Annotated in this window: 11 protein-coding genes and 1 riboswitch; of the genes, 7 read left to right on the forward strand and 4 right to left on the reverse strand. The window is 70.2% G+C overall.

The window, feature by feature from the left end; translation table 11 throughout:
- Window positions 1-3: 3 nt before the first annotated feature.
- Window positions 4-1,236, reverse strand: coding sequence for a HAMP domain-containing sensor histidine kinase (locus tag VF647_13215; GenBank protein ID HEX8453055.1), 1,233 nt, complete (start codon window positions 1,234-1,236; stop codon window positions 4-6).
- 120 nt (window positions 1,237-1,356) lie between these two features.
- Here VF647_13215 and VF647_13220 point away from each other — a divergent pair, with 120 nt between their 5' ends.
- From VF647_13220 to ispG, 4 genes are all read left to right on the forward strand, one after another.
- Entirely contained in the window at window positions 1,357-2,031 is a 675-nt protein-coding gene (locus VF647_13220) for a methyltransferase domain-containing protein (protein HEX8453056.1), read from the forward strand.
- A 152-nt stretch (window positions 2,032-2,183) separates the two neighbouring features.
- Window positions 2,184-2,549: a helix-turn-helix transcriptional regulator gene (locus VF647_13225; protein ID HEX8453057.1), complete on the forward strand. Its 366-nt coding sequence runs from the start codon at window positions 2,184-2,186 to the stop codon at window positions 2,547-2,549.
- Entirely contained in the window at window positions 2,546-5,218 is a 2,673-nt protein-coding gene (locus VF647_13230; GenBank protein ID HEX8453058.1) for an ADOP family duplicated permease, read from the forward strand. The genes VF647_13225 and VF647_13230 overlap by 4 nt, the downstream gene beginning before the upstream one ends.
- Before the next feature lie 149 nt (window positions 5,219-5,367).
- On the forward strand, window positions 5,368-6,612 hold the full coding sequence (gene ispG / locus VF647_13235) for a flavodoxin-dependent (E)-4-hydroxy-3-methylbut-2-enyl-diphosphate synthase (protein HEX8453059.1): 1,245 nt from the start codon (window positions 5,368-5,370) through the stop codon (window positions 6,610-6,612).
- A gap of 88 nt (window positions 6,613-6,700) precedes the next feature.
- Here the strand turns inward: ispG and VF647_13240 are convergent, their stop codons facing one another.
- Window positions 6,701-7,519, reverse strand: coding sequence for a hypothetical protein (locus tag VF647_13240; GenBank protein ID HEX8453060.1), 819 nt, complete (start codon window positions 7,517-7,519; stop codon window positions 6,701-6,703).
- Window positions 7,449-9,104 carry a hypothetical protein gene (locus VF647_13245; GenBank protein ID HEX8453061.1) on the reverse strand — a complete coding sequence of 552 codons (1,656 nt, stop codon included), beginning with the start codon at window positions 9,102-9,104 and terminating at the stop codon, window positions 7,449-7,451. The genes VF647_13240 and VF647_13245 overlap by 71 nt, the downstream gene beginning before the upstream one ends.
- 244 nt (window positions 9,105-9,348) lie before the next feature.
- A riboswitch (cyclic di-GMP riboswitch) is annotated at window positions 9,349-9,427 on the reverse strand.
- Between the two features lie 192 nt (window positions 9,428-9,619).
- Between VF647_13245 and VF647_13250 the strand changes: the two genes are divergently transcribed.
- From VF647_13250 to VF647_13260, 3 genes are read left to right on the forward strand one after another with little or no spacing between them, the layout of a single operon-like run.
- Window positions 9,620-10,477: a serine hydrolase gene (locus VF647_13250; GenBank protein HEX8453062.1), complete on the forward strand. Its 858-nt coding sequence runs from the start codon at window positions 9,620-9,622 to the stop codon at window positions 10,475-10,477.
- Entirely contained in the window at window positions 10,470-11,123 is a 654-nt protein-coding gene (locus VF647_13255) for a hypothetical protein (protein ID HEX8453063.1), read from the forward strand. Before VF647_13250 ends, VF647_13255 begins: the two co-directional genes overlap by 8 nt.
- Window positions 11,120-12,361, forward strand: a complete 1,242-nt coding sequence (locus VF647_13260) for a hypothetical protein (protein HEX8453064.1) — start codon at window positions 11,120-11,122, stop codon at window positions 12,359-12,361. The genes VF647_13255 and VF647_13260 overlap by 4 nt, the downstream gene beginning before the upstream one ends.
- A gap of 285 nt (window positions 12,362-12,646) precedes the next feature.
- On the opposite strand, the gene VF647_13265 is transcribed toward VF647_13260, so the two are convergent.
- On the reverse strand, window positions 12,647-14,812 hold the full coding sequence (locus VF647_13265) for a S8 family serine peptidase (protein HEX8453065.1): 2,166 nt from the start codon (window positions 14,810-14,812) through the stop codon (window positions 12,647-12,649).
- Window positions 14,813-15,033: the final 221 nt, after the last annotated feature.

The raw sequence follows: 15,033 nt of genomic DNA on the forward strand, positions 1-15,033 counted from the left end.
TCCTCACGCCGAGTGCGCCAGCGCCGCGTCGGGCGCCAGGGGAAGGACGACGCGGAACTCCGCCCCGCCCTCCGGCCGGTTGCGGGCGGCCACGCGCCCGCCGTGCGCCTGCACCGTCTGCTTCACCAGCGCCAGGCCGAGCCCGGTGCCGCGCGACTTGGTGGTGAAGTCAGGCTCCCAGATGCGCTCCAAGTTCTCGGGCGGAATGCCGGGGCCGCCGTCCAGCACCCGCACCTCCACCCACCCCTCGGCCGCGCGCGCCACCACCTGCACCGACCCGGGAGCCGCATCCGCGCCCACCGCGTCGCCGGCGTTGAGGAGGAGGTTGGCGAAGGCGCGGCTGAGGGCGTCGTAGTGGCCGCGCACCATCGGCAGCTCCACCGGCAGGCGCAGCCGCGGCTCCGAGCCGGCGGGGAGGTGGGTGCGGAGGAGGTACTCCAGCAGCTCGCGCAGGTCCACCTCGCTCTGCGGCCCCTCGGGAAGGCGGCCGAACTGGGCGAAGGAGCGGGCCAGCTCCTCCAGCCGCGCGCTCTCCTCGCCGAGCGTCTCCAGCGCCTCGCGCTCGGCGGGGGTGCCTGCGCCGCCGCGCTCCAGCGTGCGCAGGGCGAAGCGGATGGGGGTGAGCGGGTTCTTGAGCTCGTGCGCCACGCGGCGCGCCATCGCCACCCAGGTCCGCATCCGCTCCGCCTCCAGCTCCCGGGCGCGGGCCTCGTCCAGCTCGCGCGCCATGGTGCGGAAGGCGTCGCGCAGCACTCCGAACTCGTCGTTCCCCTGCCGCCCCTCGTCGTCGGCGGGGAGCGCCTGGCCGCAGGCGACGAGCCCCGCCCACCCCACCAGCTCCTCCACCGGCTGGTAGAGGCGGCGCCCCATGCGCCGGGCCGCGCGCGCGGCCATGGCGGCCAGCACCAGCCCCGCGAGAGCCCCGGCCACCGCGATCCACACCACCGCGCGGCGCAGCACCCACTCCCAGCGGCGCGCGTTGGTGACCGACGCCTCCAGCTCCGCGCGGTGCGTGCGTGCCGCGGCGACGACCGCGGGGTCGCGCGAAGCCTCCGCGGCGCGGATCAGCGAGCCGCCGCTCTCCCCCACGCGCTCCCATGCCGCCACCGAGTCGCTGAGGGCGGCGGTGCGCAGCACGACGTAGGTGCCGCCCGCCAGCAGCGCGAGCGAGGGGAGCACGGAGAAGAGGACCAGCGCTCGGCGGATCCGGCCTTCGAAGGAGCGCCGCTGGACCATGCCGGATCTCTCGCGGGTTGACGGAGCGGCACCGGGGCGCGAAGCTCCCGGCCCGGAAACGGAAAGGTAGTCCCCGCCGCCGCGCGGGAGCAAGCTCGCCATGCATCGCGGAGGAAACAGTTGTCGCCCAACGAGGCCGAGCTGCGCCGCCGCTTCGCCGTGCGCGAGGAGACGTTCGAGCACGCGGGGTGGCGCGTGGACCTCATCATGCCGCGCGCCGCGGACGAGCTGATCGTGGAGGACGATTTCGACGACGACGAGCGTCTTCCCTACTGGGCGGACCTGTGGCCCTCGGCGCGCATCCTCGCCCGGCACCTGCTCGATGCGCCGCCCGCCGAGCCCGCCGCGCTGGAGCTGGGGTGCGGCGTCGCTCTCCCCGCGCTCGCCCTGCGGCACCTGGGCGCCGACGTGCTGGCCACGGACTGGTATGATGACGCACTCCGCTTCGCGTCCGTCAACTCGCGGCGCAACGGGCTCGGGCCGCTGCGCACCGCCCTCCTCGACTGGCGAAAGCCTCCCGATGACGAGCGCTACCCGCTGGTGATCGCCGCCGACGTGCTGTACGAGATGCGCAACGCGGAGATCCTCGCCGCGCTCCTTCCGCGCGTGGTGGCGCCCGGCGGGCGGGCGCTGGTGGCCGATCCGGGGCGCGTGTACCTCTCCGAGTTCCGCAATCGCATGTACGCCGCCGGCTGGCGGACCGCCGAGATCGACCGCCGCGACGAGATCAGCGACCCCGCCACCGGCGCGCACAGCATCGTCCGCGTGTGGGAGGTGACCCCGCCGGACAGGTAAACGTTCGATTACGCCCGGTCAGCACGCCGTACGGGCACAAGGTTGCACGCAAGAGACCGCCTGTCCCCGCGTCCAGAGCTCCCTTGACACGGGTACATGCGCCACGCATATATGCATCGTGCATGTGACGTTCACCGATTCGGAGGCCGTACATGGGAATGGACCGGCAAAGGCCCGTCGAGCGGTTTCTGCCGCTGCGGCCCGTGGAGTTCGACATCCTGCTGAGCGTGGCGGCGGGGGAGCGCCACGGCTACGGGATCATCCAGGACGCGGAAGGGCGCGGCGCCATCATCGTTCCGGACGTGGGGACGCTGTACCGCGCGCTACGGCGGATGCAGGAGCAGGGGATGATCGTCCCGTCCGAGCGGCGCGAAGCGCCGGACGCGGCCGACGAGCGGCGGAACTACTACCGGATCACCGAGCTGGGACTCCAGGTCGCCCGTGCCGAGGCCAGGCGGCTGGCGGCGCTGATGCGCGCGGCCCGGCTCGGCGGGCTGCTGGACGGGGTGGCGACATGAGCGAGACGCGCTGGCTCAGGGTCTCGGACGCATGGGTGCGGCTCCTGATGCGGCTCTACCCCTCCGACTTCCGCGACGAGATGGGCGACGCGGTGGTGGAGGCGTACCGCGACCGCTGCCGCGCGGCACTGCGCGACGGGGGGAGGGGCGCGCTCGTGTGGGTGTGGCTGCGGGCCCTGGCGGATTCGCTCCGCAACGGCCTCGCGGAGCAGGTGCGCCCGGCGCGTGGGGTGCCGCGCAACGGAAGCTTCGGCCGAGACGCGCAGCTGGTGGTGCGGCGCCTGACGCGCGCGCCGGTCTTCGCGCTGTCGATGGTGGGGATGCTGGCGGTGGGGCTGGGCGCCTTCGGCACGGTCTACTCGGTGGTGAACCGGGTGCTCCTGGCGCCGCTCCCCTATCGCCAGGCGGAAGATCTGTACGTGGTGTGGCGCGACTACACCTGGATCGGGCTGAACCGCGGATGGCTCGGCGGAACCGACCTCGTGGAGCTCGCCAGGGCGAAGGGCATCGTAGAGGGCGCGGTGGCGCTGGACCGGACGCGAGCGACGCTCACCGGCGTGAAAGGGGGCGAGCCGCGCGAGATCACCCTCATCATGTCCTCTCCCGGGCTCTTTCCGCTCCTGGGGGCAAGGCCCATGCTGGGACGGGGCTTCGCGTCCAACGAGTTCGGCCCGGGAAGACCCGCGACCATCGTGCTCGGTCACGATCTCTGGCGCGACCAGTTCGGCGCCGACCGGGGCGTCATCGGAAAGGAAGTCCGGCTGGACGGCCAGCCCTATCGCGTGATCGGCGTGATGGACCGCGGCTTCCGCTTCGTGCGGCACGCGGGAGCCGGCCCACCGGAGCGGGCGGACGCCTACACCGCTCTCGACGTCAACCTCGCCTCCACCGATCCCCAGGCGGGTGAGTACGGGGGGCTGATCCGCGCCCGCCCCGGCACGCCGCCCGCCACGGTGATGGCGGCGGTGAAAGCAGCGGGAGCGGTGGTGGACCGGCGCGATTTCGGGGGCGAAGGGCTCCGCCTGAACGCCATCGGCCTCAAGGACGACCTGGTCTCGCGCGTGCGGCCGGCGCTGATCGCGCTGGCGCTTTCGGGCGTGCTGCTGGTGGTGGTGCTGGGAGTGAACGTGGGAACCCTCCTCCTGGTGCGGACGGCGCAGCGGGAGCGGGAGTTCGCCATCTCCCGCGCGCTAGGCGCTCGGCCGGGGGCCCTCGCCCGCGCCACGCTCCTGGAAGGCGGGCTCCTGGGTGCGCTGGGGGGTGCGTGCGGTGCCATGGCGGCGGTGTGGGGGACCCGCGCGCTGGTGGCGCTCGCCCCCGACGACTTGCCGCTGCGCGAGTCGATCGGGGTGGACTGGCGCATCGGCCTGACGGTGACGCTGCTGGGCGCGGGGCTGGGGCTCGCCGCCAGCGCCTTCCCCGCCCTGACCACCACGCGGATGAAGCTTTCCGGGCTGATGCGGAACGCGGCGGTGCGCGGCGGCGGCGGCGGGCACGGCCGCATGCGGCGAGGGATGGTCGTGCTCCAGGTGGCGCTCTCCCTGGTGCTGCTGAGCGCCGGCGGGCTGGTGGCGCGGAGCTTCGACCGGCTGCTGCGCGCCGATCCGGGCTTCGATCCGTCGGGCGTGCTCACCTTCAAGGTTCCGCTCCCCGGGGGTGCGTACGACACGGGCACCGCTATCTTCGCGGGGTTCGCCCGCATCCAGCAGGAGCTCTCCGCGCTGCCGGGGGTGAGGGCGGTGGGCGCCGCGTCCGCGCTCCCGCTCTCCGCCCGCGCGGATCAGAGGGCGGTGGCATTTCCCGGCGCGCCGGGGAATACGGGCAAGGAAGATCTCGACGCGCCGATGGTGGACGTCGTGGTTACGCGCGGAAGCTACTTCGACGCGATGGGGATCCGCCTCCTCTCGGGGCGCGGGTTCGCCCCGTCGGTCTTGAAGGGGGTACGCGAGGTGATCATCGACCGGATCCTCGCCGAGCGCTTCTTCCCCGGCCGCGACGCCGTCGGGGCCACGCTCCACATGATGAACGACTCCGCGCGGGTGGTGGGCGTGGTGAATCACGCGCGGCTGTACGACGTGCACCAGGACGGGCGCCCACAGGTGTACTGGCGCGACGAGGAGTACCCGGAGCGGGCGCTCTACTTCGCCGTGCGCACGGACCGTGACGTGGCGAGCCTTGCCCCTGACGTGCGCGCCGCGGTGGCCCGCGTGGACCCGGCACTCGCGCTCTCCGACTTCCGGACGATGGACGAGCGGGTGGGCGACGCGCTCCGGCAGCAGCGGATCGGGGCCGTGCTGATCGGCGGCTTCTCGCTGGGGGCGCTTCTGCTGGCCGCGATCGGGCTGTTCGGCGTCGTGGCGGGCTCCGTCAGCCGGCGCCGCCACGAGCTGGCCGTGCGGCTGGCGCTGGGCGCCGACCACGGGAGGGTAGTCGGGATGGTGCTTCGCGAAGGGGCGGTGCTCATCGGGCTCGGAGTGCTGATCGGGCTTCCCGGCGTCTACCTGATGGGACGCGCGATCCGCGGCGTGCTGGTGGGCGTCTCGCCCTCCGATCCACTGGCCCTCGCCGCCGCTTCGTGCAGCCTGGCGCTGGTCGCGCTGGCGGCTTGCTACCTTCCCGCCCGCCGGGTCACCCGCATCGAGCCGGCCCAGTCGCTGCGCCAGGAATAGCCGGGCTTTCGTCGCACGATCCCCGCGCCGCTCTCCGCCCGCCGGTTCACGACGTGGGCGGCGGGCGGCGCACGCATTCCCCCAACCACCCCGGAGCGTTAGATTTAGAGCGTTTCGGAAGGCACACTCAGCCGATCTCTCAAGACCCGATGATGGCATACAGGCGCAGACCGACCGTCACCGCAGACGTGGGCGGCGTGCTCGTGGGAAGCGCGCACCCGGTGGTGGTGCAGTCGATGACCAACACGGACACGGCCGACATCGAGGGAACGGTGCGGCAGGTGGCCGCGCTCTGGCGCGCGGGGAGCCAGATCGTGCGGGTGACCGTCAACAACGAGGAGTCCGCCGCCGCCGTCCCGCACATCGTCGAGTTCCTGCGCATGCGCGGCGTCGAAGTCCCCATCGTGGGCGACTTCCACTACAACGGGCACATCCTCCTCCACAAGTACGAGGACTGCGCCCGCGCGCTCAGCAAGTACCGCATCAACCCGGGGAACGTCGGGGCCAAGCGCCACGACGAGAACTTCGCGGCCATCGTGGAGCGCGCCATCGAGTTCGGCAAGCCGGTGCGCATCGGCGTCAACTGGGGATCGCTGGACCAGGCGCTCCTCACCGAGTTGATGGACCTCAACGCCACCCGCCCGGAGCACGCGCGCAAGGACGCCAAGACGGTGATGATGGAGGCGATGGTGGAGAGCGCCATGCGCTCCGCCGCCACCGCCGAGCGCCTTGGCCTGCCGCACGACCGCATCCTCCTCTCCGCCAAGGTGAGCGGGGTGCAGGACCTGGTGGCGGTCTACCGGATGCTCGCCCCGCTCAGCGACTACCCGCTGCACCTGGGGCTCACCGAGGCCGGGATGGGCACCAAGGGGATCGTGGCCTCCGCGGCCGGCCTCAGCATCCTGCTGCAGGAGGGGATCGGCGACACCATCCGCGTGTCGCTGACCCCCAAGCCGGGCGGCGACCGCACGGAGGAGGTGCACGTGGCGCAGCAGATCCTGCAGTCGCTGGAGCTGCGCTCCTTCACCCCGCAGGTCACGAGCTGCCCCGGCTGCGGGCGCACCACCTCCACCTACTTCCAGAAGCTGGCCGAGGACATCCAGGGCTACCTGCGCGACCAGATGCCCGTCTGGCGCGACACGCACCCCGGCGTGGAGGAGATGAAGGTGGCGGTGATGGGGTGCGTCGTGAACGGCCCCGGCGAGTCGAAGCACGCCAACCTCGGCATCTCCCTCCCCGGCACCTTTGAGGAGCCCAAGGCCCCCGTCTACGTCGACGGCGAGCACACCGTCACCCTCCGCGGCGACCACATCGCCGAAGAGTTCAAGCGCATCCTGGACGACTACGTGGACTCGCACTACCCCGCGCGGATGGCGGAGACGGCGGGGGTGTAGGGCGGGCGGTGGGCTTGGAACAAGCAGCGGGGCCGGCGATCGTCGCCGGTCCCGCTTCTGTTTTACTGCACGGGTACCGATTCCGTACTCATTGCGCGGCGGACTCGGTCACCGCCTCCAACAGGCGCCGACATTCTGCAGCAGTCACACCCACACAGATCTTATAGCCTCCGATCTCCTCGAGCAGCGTTGCTGCTGCGTTGCGTATCGGTTGAGGCGTGTGGGGATCACCCGCTACGCGACGCATACGGTGTTCAGCTCTGCTCAGCGCGTCGCTCGGGAGCGCGCGCCCCGTGAAAATCGGGTCATCGGCAGTCGCAATCAGCCCGTCAATGCCGACCCCTTTCTCGGTTGTTCTGGACATTGCGTAATAGTCGTAACTGGCCGAAGCACCGCCCCCCTGGGGGTCGAGTTGCGCAGAGAGGATTCGGATGGCCTGAACTCTCGCGGCGATGCTCGCGGTCGGATCGGAGGTCATCGCAAGCGCAGTCTCGTATACAGAGGCGTCACGCAACCTTGTCGCCGCCCAGACGATCGGCTCCATCACCGAAGGATTCAGCGACCGCTGATACCGCTCGAGCGTGCGAGACAGTGCTACCCCACCCTCGTTGCCGCACGAGACGATGATGTTCAACGCCCACCCCTCCCGGGTGGCAGGCTGCCCGAGGGTAAGTACCTGACTCGCCAACCGGCAGTCGTTCCGATGCTTGATGGAATCAGGGTCGACCTGACCCGCCAAGCTCTGCGAAATGGCCGTACACAAGCACACCGCTAGAACGACAAGAGTCGATCTGTACATCCGTGCCCCCTCGATGTCGATGTTTTGGAATTCTTCATCACCTTGGATTGCGCCGCAAACCGGTTTCGCACCCAGGATCCAGGTAACCAATCGTGCTGTGATCATCATCTACCATCTCTCCGATCCATTTGCGGAGGTTGCGCACAACCAATCTTGTCAACTCCTCCCGGAAGCGCTCCTTTGGAGCGAAGCGGACGAGCGATTCGAAATGCATGTTGACGTAACCCCTCTCCGCTAAACGCTGAGCGTGATCAGCATGGCTTCCCTCGTGCACCTCGACCGCCGAAGCGAGATCCGATGGGCGGCAATTCGATCTGCGGTACAGATCGCTGCGACGGTCGTACAGCTGCTCGTTCAGAAAGACAACGAGCGCAGCAAAGCGGATCGGAGCATCGCTCCCGCTAACGTACGACCAGCCTGTATTCGGCCCTGACTCGATCTCCGCGTACGGAATCGCCAAACCTGACTCCGGGTACAGCTTCGTTTGTCCGAGATCCCGATCGTACACCGGAGGTGAGCCGAGAGGGCACTCGTCCGTAAGAGGAAGAGAGCATCCGACCTTTCTGAGCTGCGCGGGCGGAACCGGATCGTGCCAGACGCGAGCATCGACTTCGATTCGGGCAGCCGCTGGCCGCAACGCGAGCTCCCCAATCGTACCTGCGACCTCTATTCGTCCACCTTTAGCCATGACGCCCGCCCACGTGGTCGACGTCACATCACCATCCGTGCGTGCTTTCCCCTCAAAGCTCCAGCCGGTGATCTTGAGCTCGCCGGGGGCGCTCGCGGGGTCTTTGCTGGCGGTGCAGGTGATGGACTGGCCGCGCGTGACCGGGTTGGGAGTACAGCCCAGCTTCAGGCGAACGGGTTGGACACGCACGATCTCGCTCTTGGCGAAGACGATCTGGTCCTCGATGTGTCCGCGCACCCACATGCGCCCGCTCACCGCGACGCGGGTGGTGCACGCCTCTTTGCGCCGACAGCTCGCGAGCGCGTCCCAGTCCGCCGCCGGCGCGGCCGCTGCCGAGATGGAGAACGATGCTCCACCGGCGCGTGCGAGCGCCGCGGCCGGTCCGCTCTCCGGGAGGGTGTCGCCGGCGACGAAGGCCCATTCCAGGTTGCGCATCTCCTCGTCCGCGCGGGCGGTGAAGCCCACCGGTTCGCCGGGATCGGTCTCGGTGCGGTCTGCGCGGACGGAAAGCGGGTTGATCTCTTCGACCGTAAGGGTCTGCGTGCCGGTGAGGCGGTAGCGTCCCGCGCGGCCGGGCTCGTGCGTGCACGACCAGCAATCGCCGAACTCCCAAAGCCCGGCACGGCCCGCGAGCACGCTCGTTCCCGCGCTGACCCACATGATGTCCTCCGCACCGTCGCCGCCGGATGCGCGGGGACGCCACAGGAAATAGGCGTTGTTCATCGCCACCTGTACCTCCAGCCCGTCGTTCACCCCGAGCGGGCCCGCGGAGGCGCCGTCGTACGGGGGCGGGCACTCGGACGGCGGGCCGGGGTTGCAGAAGCGGCGCACCCACTCGGGATCGGCGTCTATCCGCACGCTGCCGCTCACCCGCACGCGCACCCACATGTCGCGCGGGATCACGATGCCTGTGGGCGCCAGGCGGACCTCGCCGAACTCCTGCAGCGTGCTCCCCGGCACGGAGATCGTGTGCGTGGCCGAAAACGACGCGGACGCGGCAGCCATGGGCCGTCCACCAGAGAGCGGAGCGGATCCCGTGGGGGCGGTCGGCTGGTCCACGCACGCCGTGATCAACAGGATGGACGCGAGCGCGAATCTTCGGAATAGAGGGTGGCGCGGCATCAAGGTGCTGGCTGGCGGTGGGGAGAAGACGTCAGGGGAAAGACGAAGCCCCGTGCTCCGGGGCGGGTGCCGGGAGGGCACACGGGTCCGAAGCGACGGGGCGCGATAGGGGCGGCGTCTGGCGGGCTTCGGCGGCTGGGCCGTCTCCACGCGGGAGACCCCTGGCTTTGCGGACCGGCCTCACGACCGGGGTGCTCTTGTCGGCTGCGGAAAGGTTACGCTCCCGTGCGTTTCAAGTCAATGTTTCCGTGCCAGCCTTCCGACGCGCCCTCGCGTGCCCCGCGCCCCCTGCCCCGGCGCTGGCGCGAGTCCTGCGTTGCCGCGCGGGTTGCGCGCCGGGCGCCGTCCCCATGCGGCAAACGGATCTCCGGCGCACGAGGAACACCCCAACCATAGCCATGGCAGAGACGTCAGACCCGGACGACCTGAAGGCGCGGGTCGAGCAGATTGGCAGGGACGCGGGCGCCGAGCGGGTGGCGTGCTGCATGTTCGACTACCACACCCGCGGCTGGTGGGACTACCAGGGCGACGAGTGGTTCCACGCGGCCAGCACCATCAAGGTGCCGATCCTGGTGGGGGTGTTCGGCGCCATCCACCGCGGCCGGCTCGCGCGCGAAAGCCGGGTGCACGTGCGGAACCGCTTCCTGAGCGTGGCCAACCGCCAGCCCTTTCGCGTGGAGGCCGCGCGCGACGCCAACGCCGTCGTCCCCCAGCACCTAGGGCGCACGCTCAAGGTGGACGAGCTGTGCTTCCACATGATCGTCACCAGCAGCAACCTCGCCACCAACCTGCTGGTGGACCTGGTGGGGCTGGACGACCTGCGCGCCTCGGTCAAGGAGCTGGAGATCGACGGGGTGCAGCTGGAACGCGGCGTGGAGGACAACGACGCCTTCGACGCCGGGATCAGCAACCGGGTGACCGCGCGCGGAATGGTGAAGACGCTGCGCCACATCGAGGAGGGGACCGCCTTCTCGGTGGAGGCCTCCGCGCGGATGCTGGAGATCATGCACGAGCAGGAGTTCCGCAGCGGGATTCCCGCGGGAGTGCCGGACGGGGCCAAGGTGGCCAACAAGACGGGGGAGATCTCCACGGTGGCGCACGACGCGGCCATCGTCTACCTCCCCGGCCGCAAGCCGTACGCGATCACCGTGCTTACCGAGTGGGAGCCGGGCTCCAGCGGGCGGCACGACACCATCGCCCGCATCTCGCGCGCCGTGTACAACCACCTGACCGCCGCGGGGAAGAAGAATGCCTGACGCGACGGTGCTCAAGATGGTGGACGGGACGACGCTGGGCGCGGAGTACCGCGCCGTGCTGCGCCCCGGCGAGCTGATGCGCGACCGGTCGCGGCGCGTGCGGCGGCTGCCGCGCTTCTTCTACGAGATCCCATCGTGGGACGTGGCGCTGGACACGCAGCTCGCGCCGCACTTCCAGCTCTGGGAGTTCATCAACGTGGACGTGCGGGAGACGGAGCTGCTGCGCGCTTCGTGGCCCCGCTACATTCCGTGCGCCGTGTCGCTTCTGGCCGCGTACCTGGAGCTCTTCCGCCAGGAGGTGGGGACGTACGTGCACGTGGCGGCCAACGGCGGGTACCGATCGCCGGCGCACCGCTTTTCCGGCCACGCGTCGCCGCACCTGTGGGGGACGGCGGCCAACATCTACCGCATCGGCGACGACTGGCTGGACGACGACAAGACGATCACCCGCTACGGGAAGATCGCGGAAAAGGTGCTCCCGGGGATACGCGCCCTGCCGTGGGGGCACGGGGTTGGCGAGACGGACGACCAGCTGCACCTGGACCTGGGCTACACGGTGGTGGTTCCCTCGGACGCGCCGGGGGAGGAGGAAGCCGGGCCGGTGCCCGGCCATGACGCGGAAATTGCCGAGGTTGGGGCGCGATGACGACTGACAACAAGAAAGGCGCCGGGACGTCGGCCAAGGGCGCTGCCGGTACGGACCGCCTGGAGCTTGCCGCGATCGGGATGGAGGCGGAGTTCTCGGTGCTGGTGGACGGCGAGCAGGTGCGCCCGGAAGACGTGTTCGGCGACCCGCGGGCCTTCGTGCGCGGCAACCTGATGCACCGCGTCGGCACCTCGTACCACCTCCCCACCGGAGGCGCGGTGTACTTCGACACGGGAGTCATCGAGGTAGCGACCCCGGTCATCGAGATCGAGCGCGGGTGCGCGGCGCGCGCCGGGCGGTCGCTGTGGGAGAGCATCCTCTACCTGCGCGGCGAGCTGGACGCGTGGGAGCGGCGCGAGCAGCGCGAGGTGAAGCTGGTGGGGTTCAGCACGCACTACAACGTCTCGTTCGAGCTGCCGCGCGCCGAGCAGGGGCGTAGCCGCACGGTGCACAAGCTGGCGCTCCTCCTGTCGTACATCCTCCCCGCGCCCGTGATGATGCTGGCCGCCAACCGCCGCTCCACGGGCGTGGGCGTGCGCCCGCGCGGCGACCGCATCGAGATCACGGCCGACTTCACCCCCAGCGCGTCGCTGATGATCGCCACGGGGACGCTGATCGCCGGCATCGTGCGCGAGGTGATGACCTGGCCGTCGTTCGAGCTGGACATGCTGGAGCGGATGAGCCTTCCCGTGATCAGCGGCTACCGTCCCATGCCGCACACCTCGCGGAAGGGGTGGCTGGCGCGCTACGACACCTTCCCGATGAACCCCTTCCAGGCGGACGTGGACGCGCCCATCTGGAGCTCGCGCGACGGGCGGAAGCTGAGCCTGCGCGCGATCGCGGGGCTCACGGTAAAGCACTTCTGGCATCCGATCCGGCGGATCTCGGACCCGTTCACCTTCCGCCTGATCGGCTCGGTGATGCGGGGCCGCGCGCCTTCGCTGCTGGACCTGGACGACAGGCCGGAGGAGTACGGCGACGTGGGGCGCCTGTGCACCTGGGACAACCTGTTCCCCGAGCGCGAGCTGTCGCGGAGCCGCTACGAGCAGGTGCTGATCAAGGCGATCTCCGGCCAGAAGCTGACCATGCACGGCCGCCACTACACGCCCACGGGGATGCGCGGCTGGAGCGCCGTCGTCTTCCGCGGCGACGGCGACCACCGCCGCCACGTGTTCGGGATCGACTACCTCCTGAACCACCTGCGCGACTGGGAGCGGCCCGCCACGCGCGGGGGGTGAGGGGGGGTTGGGCGCCATCGCCGGCGCCGCAACGGCACCGGGGGATAAATCCCCCGGCTGGAACCACGCGAAGACCGCTGAAGCGGTCTGGGTAGCAGAGCAACGCGCGCAGATCTATGCAAAGCCACCCCCTCCTCAGGCAGTTTTGGGGGAGGGGGATGCGTCGCGGAGCGACGCTGGGGGTGGGGCCACCACGCAGCCGCCCCCTCTCCATGCATCTGGAGAAGGGGCGGCTGATGTCGTCGTGCAAGGGCGGGGGCGCGTGCCCCCGCCTTTACGTCGAGACTAGCGGTTCATGCTGGTCAGGATGCGGTTGGCGGCCGCGGTCAGCTCGGCGCCGGTCGAGGCCGGGAGCTGGCCGCTGCGCACCGTCGCGTCCACGTGGTTCAGGAAGGCGCGCATCTGGCCGTTGGCGGCGGCCAGGTTGCCGCGATCCAGCGAAGCCTGCGCGTTCCGCAGCGGTGCGGAGAACGAGGCCGCCTGGTCAAGGCCGGCTACCGCGCTGAGAAGCGTGGCGGAGATCGCCTGCTGCGCCGTCAGCACCGTAACCGTCGCCGTGCCGTTGCCCGAGCCGCCGTCGTTGTCCTGCACCGTCACGCTGACCGTGTGGGTGCCGGCGGCCGTGTAGGTGTGGCTCAGCGAGAAGCTCTGGCCGTTCAGCGCCAGCGGGTTCAGCCCGCTGCCGTCGCCGTAGTTCACGGTGGCCGACCACTGGTCGGGGTCCGCGTCGGCAAAGGAGCCGGCGGCGGCGTAGCTCTCACCCGGCAGGAGCGTCGCGCCGGAGAATGACGAGATGGCGGGGGCGATGTTCGCGATCACCACCGTGCTCGTGGTGGTGCTCGAGAGGTTCGCGGCGTCGACCACCGTCAGCGACACGCTGTAGCTGCCGGCGCGCATGTAGGTGTGGCTCGCCTGCGCCGTGGTGGCGGTGTTCGAAGCCGAGGCCGCGTCGCCGAAGTTCCACGCGTAGCTCTTGATCGCCTTGCCGTTCGGGTCGAACGACGCGGTGCCGTCGAACGCCATCGCGACGCCCTTGTTGCCCGTCGAAGCGTTCACCGGCTTCGCCACCGGCGCGGCGTTCGGGTTCTGCCCCGTGATGGCGCGGTAGGCGTTGATGCGGCCGGCGCCCGTCCGGTTGTCCCAGCCCGGAGCCTCGATGTCGTCGGCGGTCTCCTTCAGGCGCTGGCGGATGGCGTTCGCGTCGCGGGTGCCCGTCGCCCACAGCAGCGCGGCGAGGCCGGCGACCTGCGGGGTGGCCATCGACGTGCCGGCCTTGAATCCGAACGAACCATCGCCGGAGTTGCTCGCGGCCAGGATCAAGCTGTTCCCCGTGTTCAGCGGATTGCCGTCGCCGCCTGGCGCCGAGATCTCGATCTGCGGGCCGTAGTTGGAGTAGCTCGCCTTGGTGTCGCCCCAGTTGGTGGCGCCCACCGCCATGCACTCGTCGAAGCGGGCCGGGTAGCCCACGCCGCCCGTGTAGCCGTTGCCCGCCTTGGCGTCGTCGTTGCCCGTGGCGCACACCGGAAGCACGTTCTTGCTGGCGGCGTAGCGCAGGGCGGCGAGCTGCGCGGCGGAGCCGGAGCCGTCCGGGTTACCGCCGAAGCTGCCCAGGCTCATGTTGATGACGTTGGCGCCGTTGTCGGCCATCCACACGATGCCGTCCGCCGTCGCCGAGCTGGGGCAGGTACCCGCGGAGTTGCACACCTTGCCCACGAGGAGCTTGATGTTCTTGCCGTACGCCACGCCCGGTACCGCCGAGGTGCCGATGCCGGCGGCGATCCCGGCCACGTGCGTGCCGTGGCTGTGGTCGTCGTTGTAGTTCGTGACAGCCACGCCGTCGTTCAGGAACCGGCGCCCGCCCAGGATCTTGCCCGCGAACTGCGAGTGCGTGGCGCGGATGCCCGTATCCAGCACGCCGATGACCGCGGAGCCGGCGAAGCTGTTGCCGCCCAGGTAGTCGAAGGTCTCCGCCCAGTCCATGTCCGCGTCCGCCTTGGTGCTCGCCTGCGTCAGCACCGTGCCGGTGTTGTGCAGGTCCCACTTGTAGCCGAAGAACTGCCCGTCCGGCAGCGTGCAGGAGGTCGAAACCTCGCACGGCCCGATGCGCATGATCCGGTCGGTCTCGGCGAACTCCACGTTCGGGTTCCTCGAGAGCTGGGCGGCGATCTCCGCCTCCTGCCCCACCGGCACTTCCATGATCTCGGTGCGCTCCAGCAGCATGTCCGCCTTCTTGTGCGCGCGGTGCTGCTCCGCGATCTCCGAGCGGGCCGCGCCCGGACGGAAGCGGACGATGATCTGCCCCGGCACGATGTCGTGCGCGTCGGCGGCGGTCTCGTTGAGCTTGATCCCGCCCGGCGCGAGCGCGTCACGCGCCGAGTCCACGGGGTTCAGATCGGAACAGGCACCCAGACCGAAAAGACCGGCAAGGAGGAAAGGCGCAGCACGCTTCATGGGATCTCTCGAAAACAGGGGGGGATTCAGCCGGCGGGTACCGGCGACTTCGGGTAGGATGCTCAGCGCGCTATCTGCTACTGAACAAGGCTCAGTTTAACGGAGGGGAGCCGGTTCGTCAAGAGCCGGATGTTTACGTAAAACGTTGCTGATAAATACCTTGCGCGCCCCGCCACGGTTTGGCCCGATGAAGGCGTGCGCGGGAAGCGCGGCGGGGCTCC

Origin of the sequence: Longimicrobium sp. (assembly GCA_036387335.1) — a bacterium.
In the GTDB taxonomy this organism is placed as follows: Bacteria; Gemmatimonadota; Gemmatimonadetes; order Longimicrobiales; family Longimicrobiaceae; genus Longimicrobium.

Excerpts from the sequence above, each read along its gene's own strand:
- VF647_13265 (HEX8453065.1), bottom strand. The coding sequence starts at position 14,812 with ATGAAGCGTGCTGCGCCTTTCCTCCTTGCCGGTCTTTTCGGTCTGGGT.
- ispG (HEX8453059.1), top strand. The coding sequence starts at position 5,368 with ATGATGGCATACAGGCGCAGACCGACCGTCACCGCAGACGTGGGCGGC.
- VF647_13255 (HEX8453063.1), top strand. The coding sequence starts at position 10,470 with ATGCCTGACGCGACGGTGCTCAAGATGGTGGACGGGACGACGCTGGGC.
- VF647_13245 (HEX8453061.1), bottom strand. The coding sequence starts at position 9,104 with ATGGCTGCCGCGTCCGCGTCGTTTTCGGCCACGCACACGATCTCCGTG.
- VF647_13225 (HEX8453057.1), top strand. The coding sequence starts at position 2,184 with ATGGGAATGGACCGGCAAAGGCCCGTCGAGCGGTTTCTGCCGCTGCGG.
- VF647_13230 (HEX8453058.1), top strand. The coding sequence starts at position 2,546 with ATGAGCGAGACGCGCTGGCTCAGGGTCTCGGACGCATGGGTGCGGCTC.
- VF647_13240 (HEX8453060.1), bottom strand. The coding sequence starts at position 7,519 with ATGATGATCACAGCACGATTGGTTACCTGGATCCTGGGTGCGAAACCG.
- VF647_13260 (HEX8453064.1), top strand. The coding sequence starts at position 11,120 with ATGACGACTGACAACAAGAAAGGCGCCGGGACGTCGGCCAAGGGCGCT.
- VF647_13250 (HEX8453062.1), top strand. The coding sequence starts at position 9,620 with ATGGCAGAGACGTCAGACCCGGACGACCTGAAGGCGCGGGTCGAGCAG.
- VF647_13215 (HEX8453055.1), bottom strand. The coding sequence starts at position 1,236 with ATGGTCCAGCGGCGCTCCTTCGAAGGCCGGATCCGCCGAGCGCTGGTC.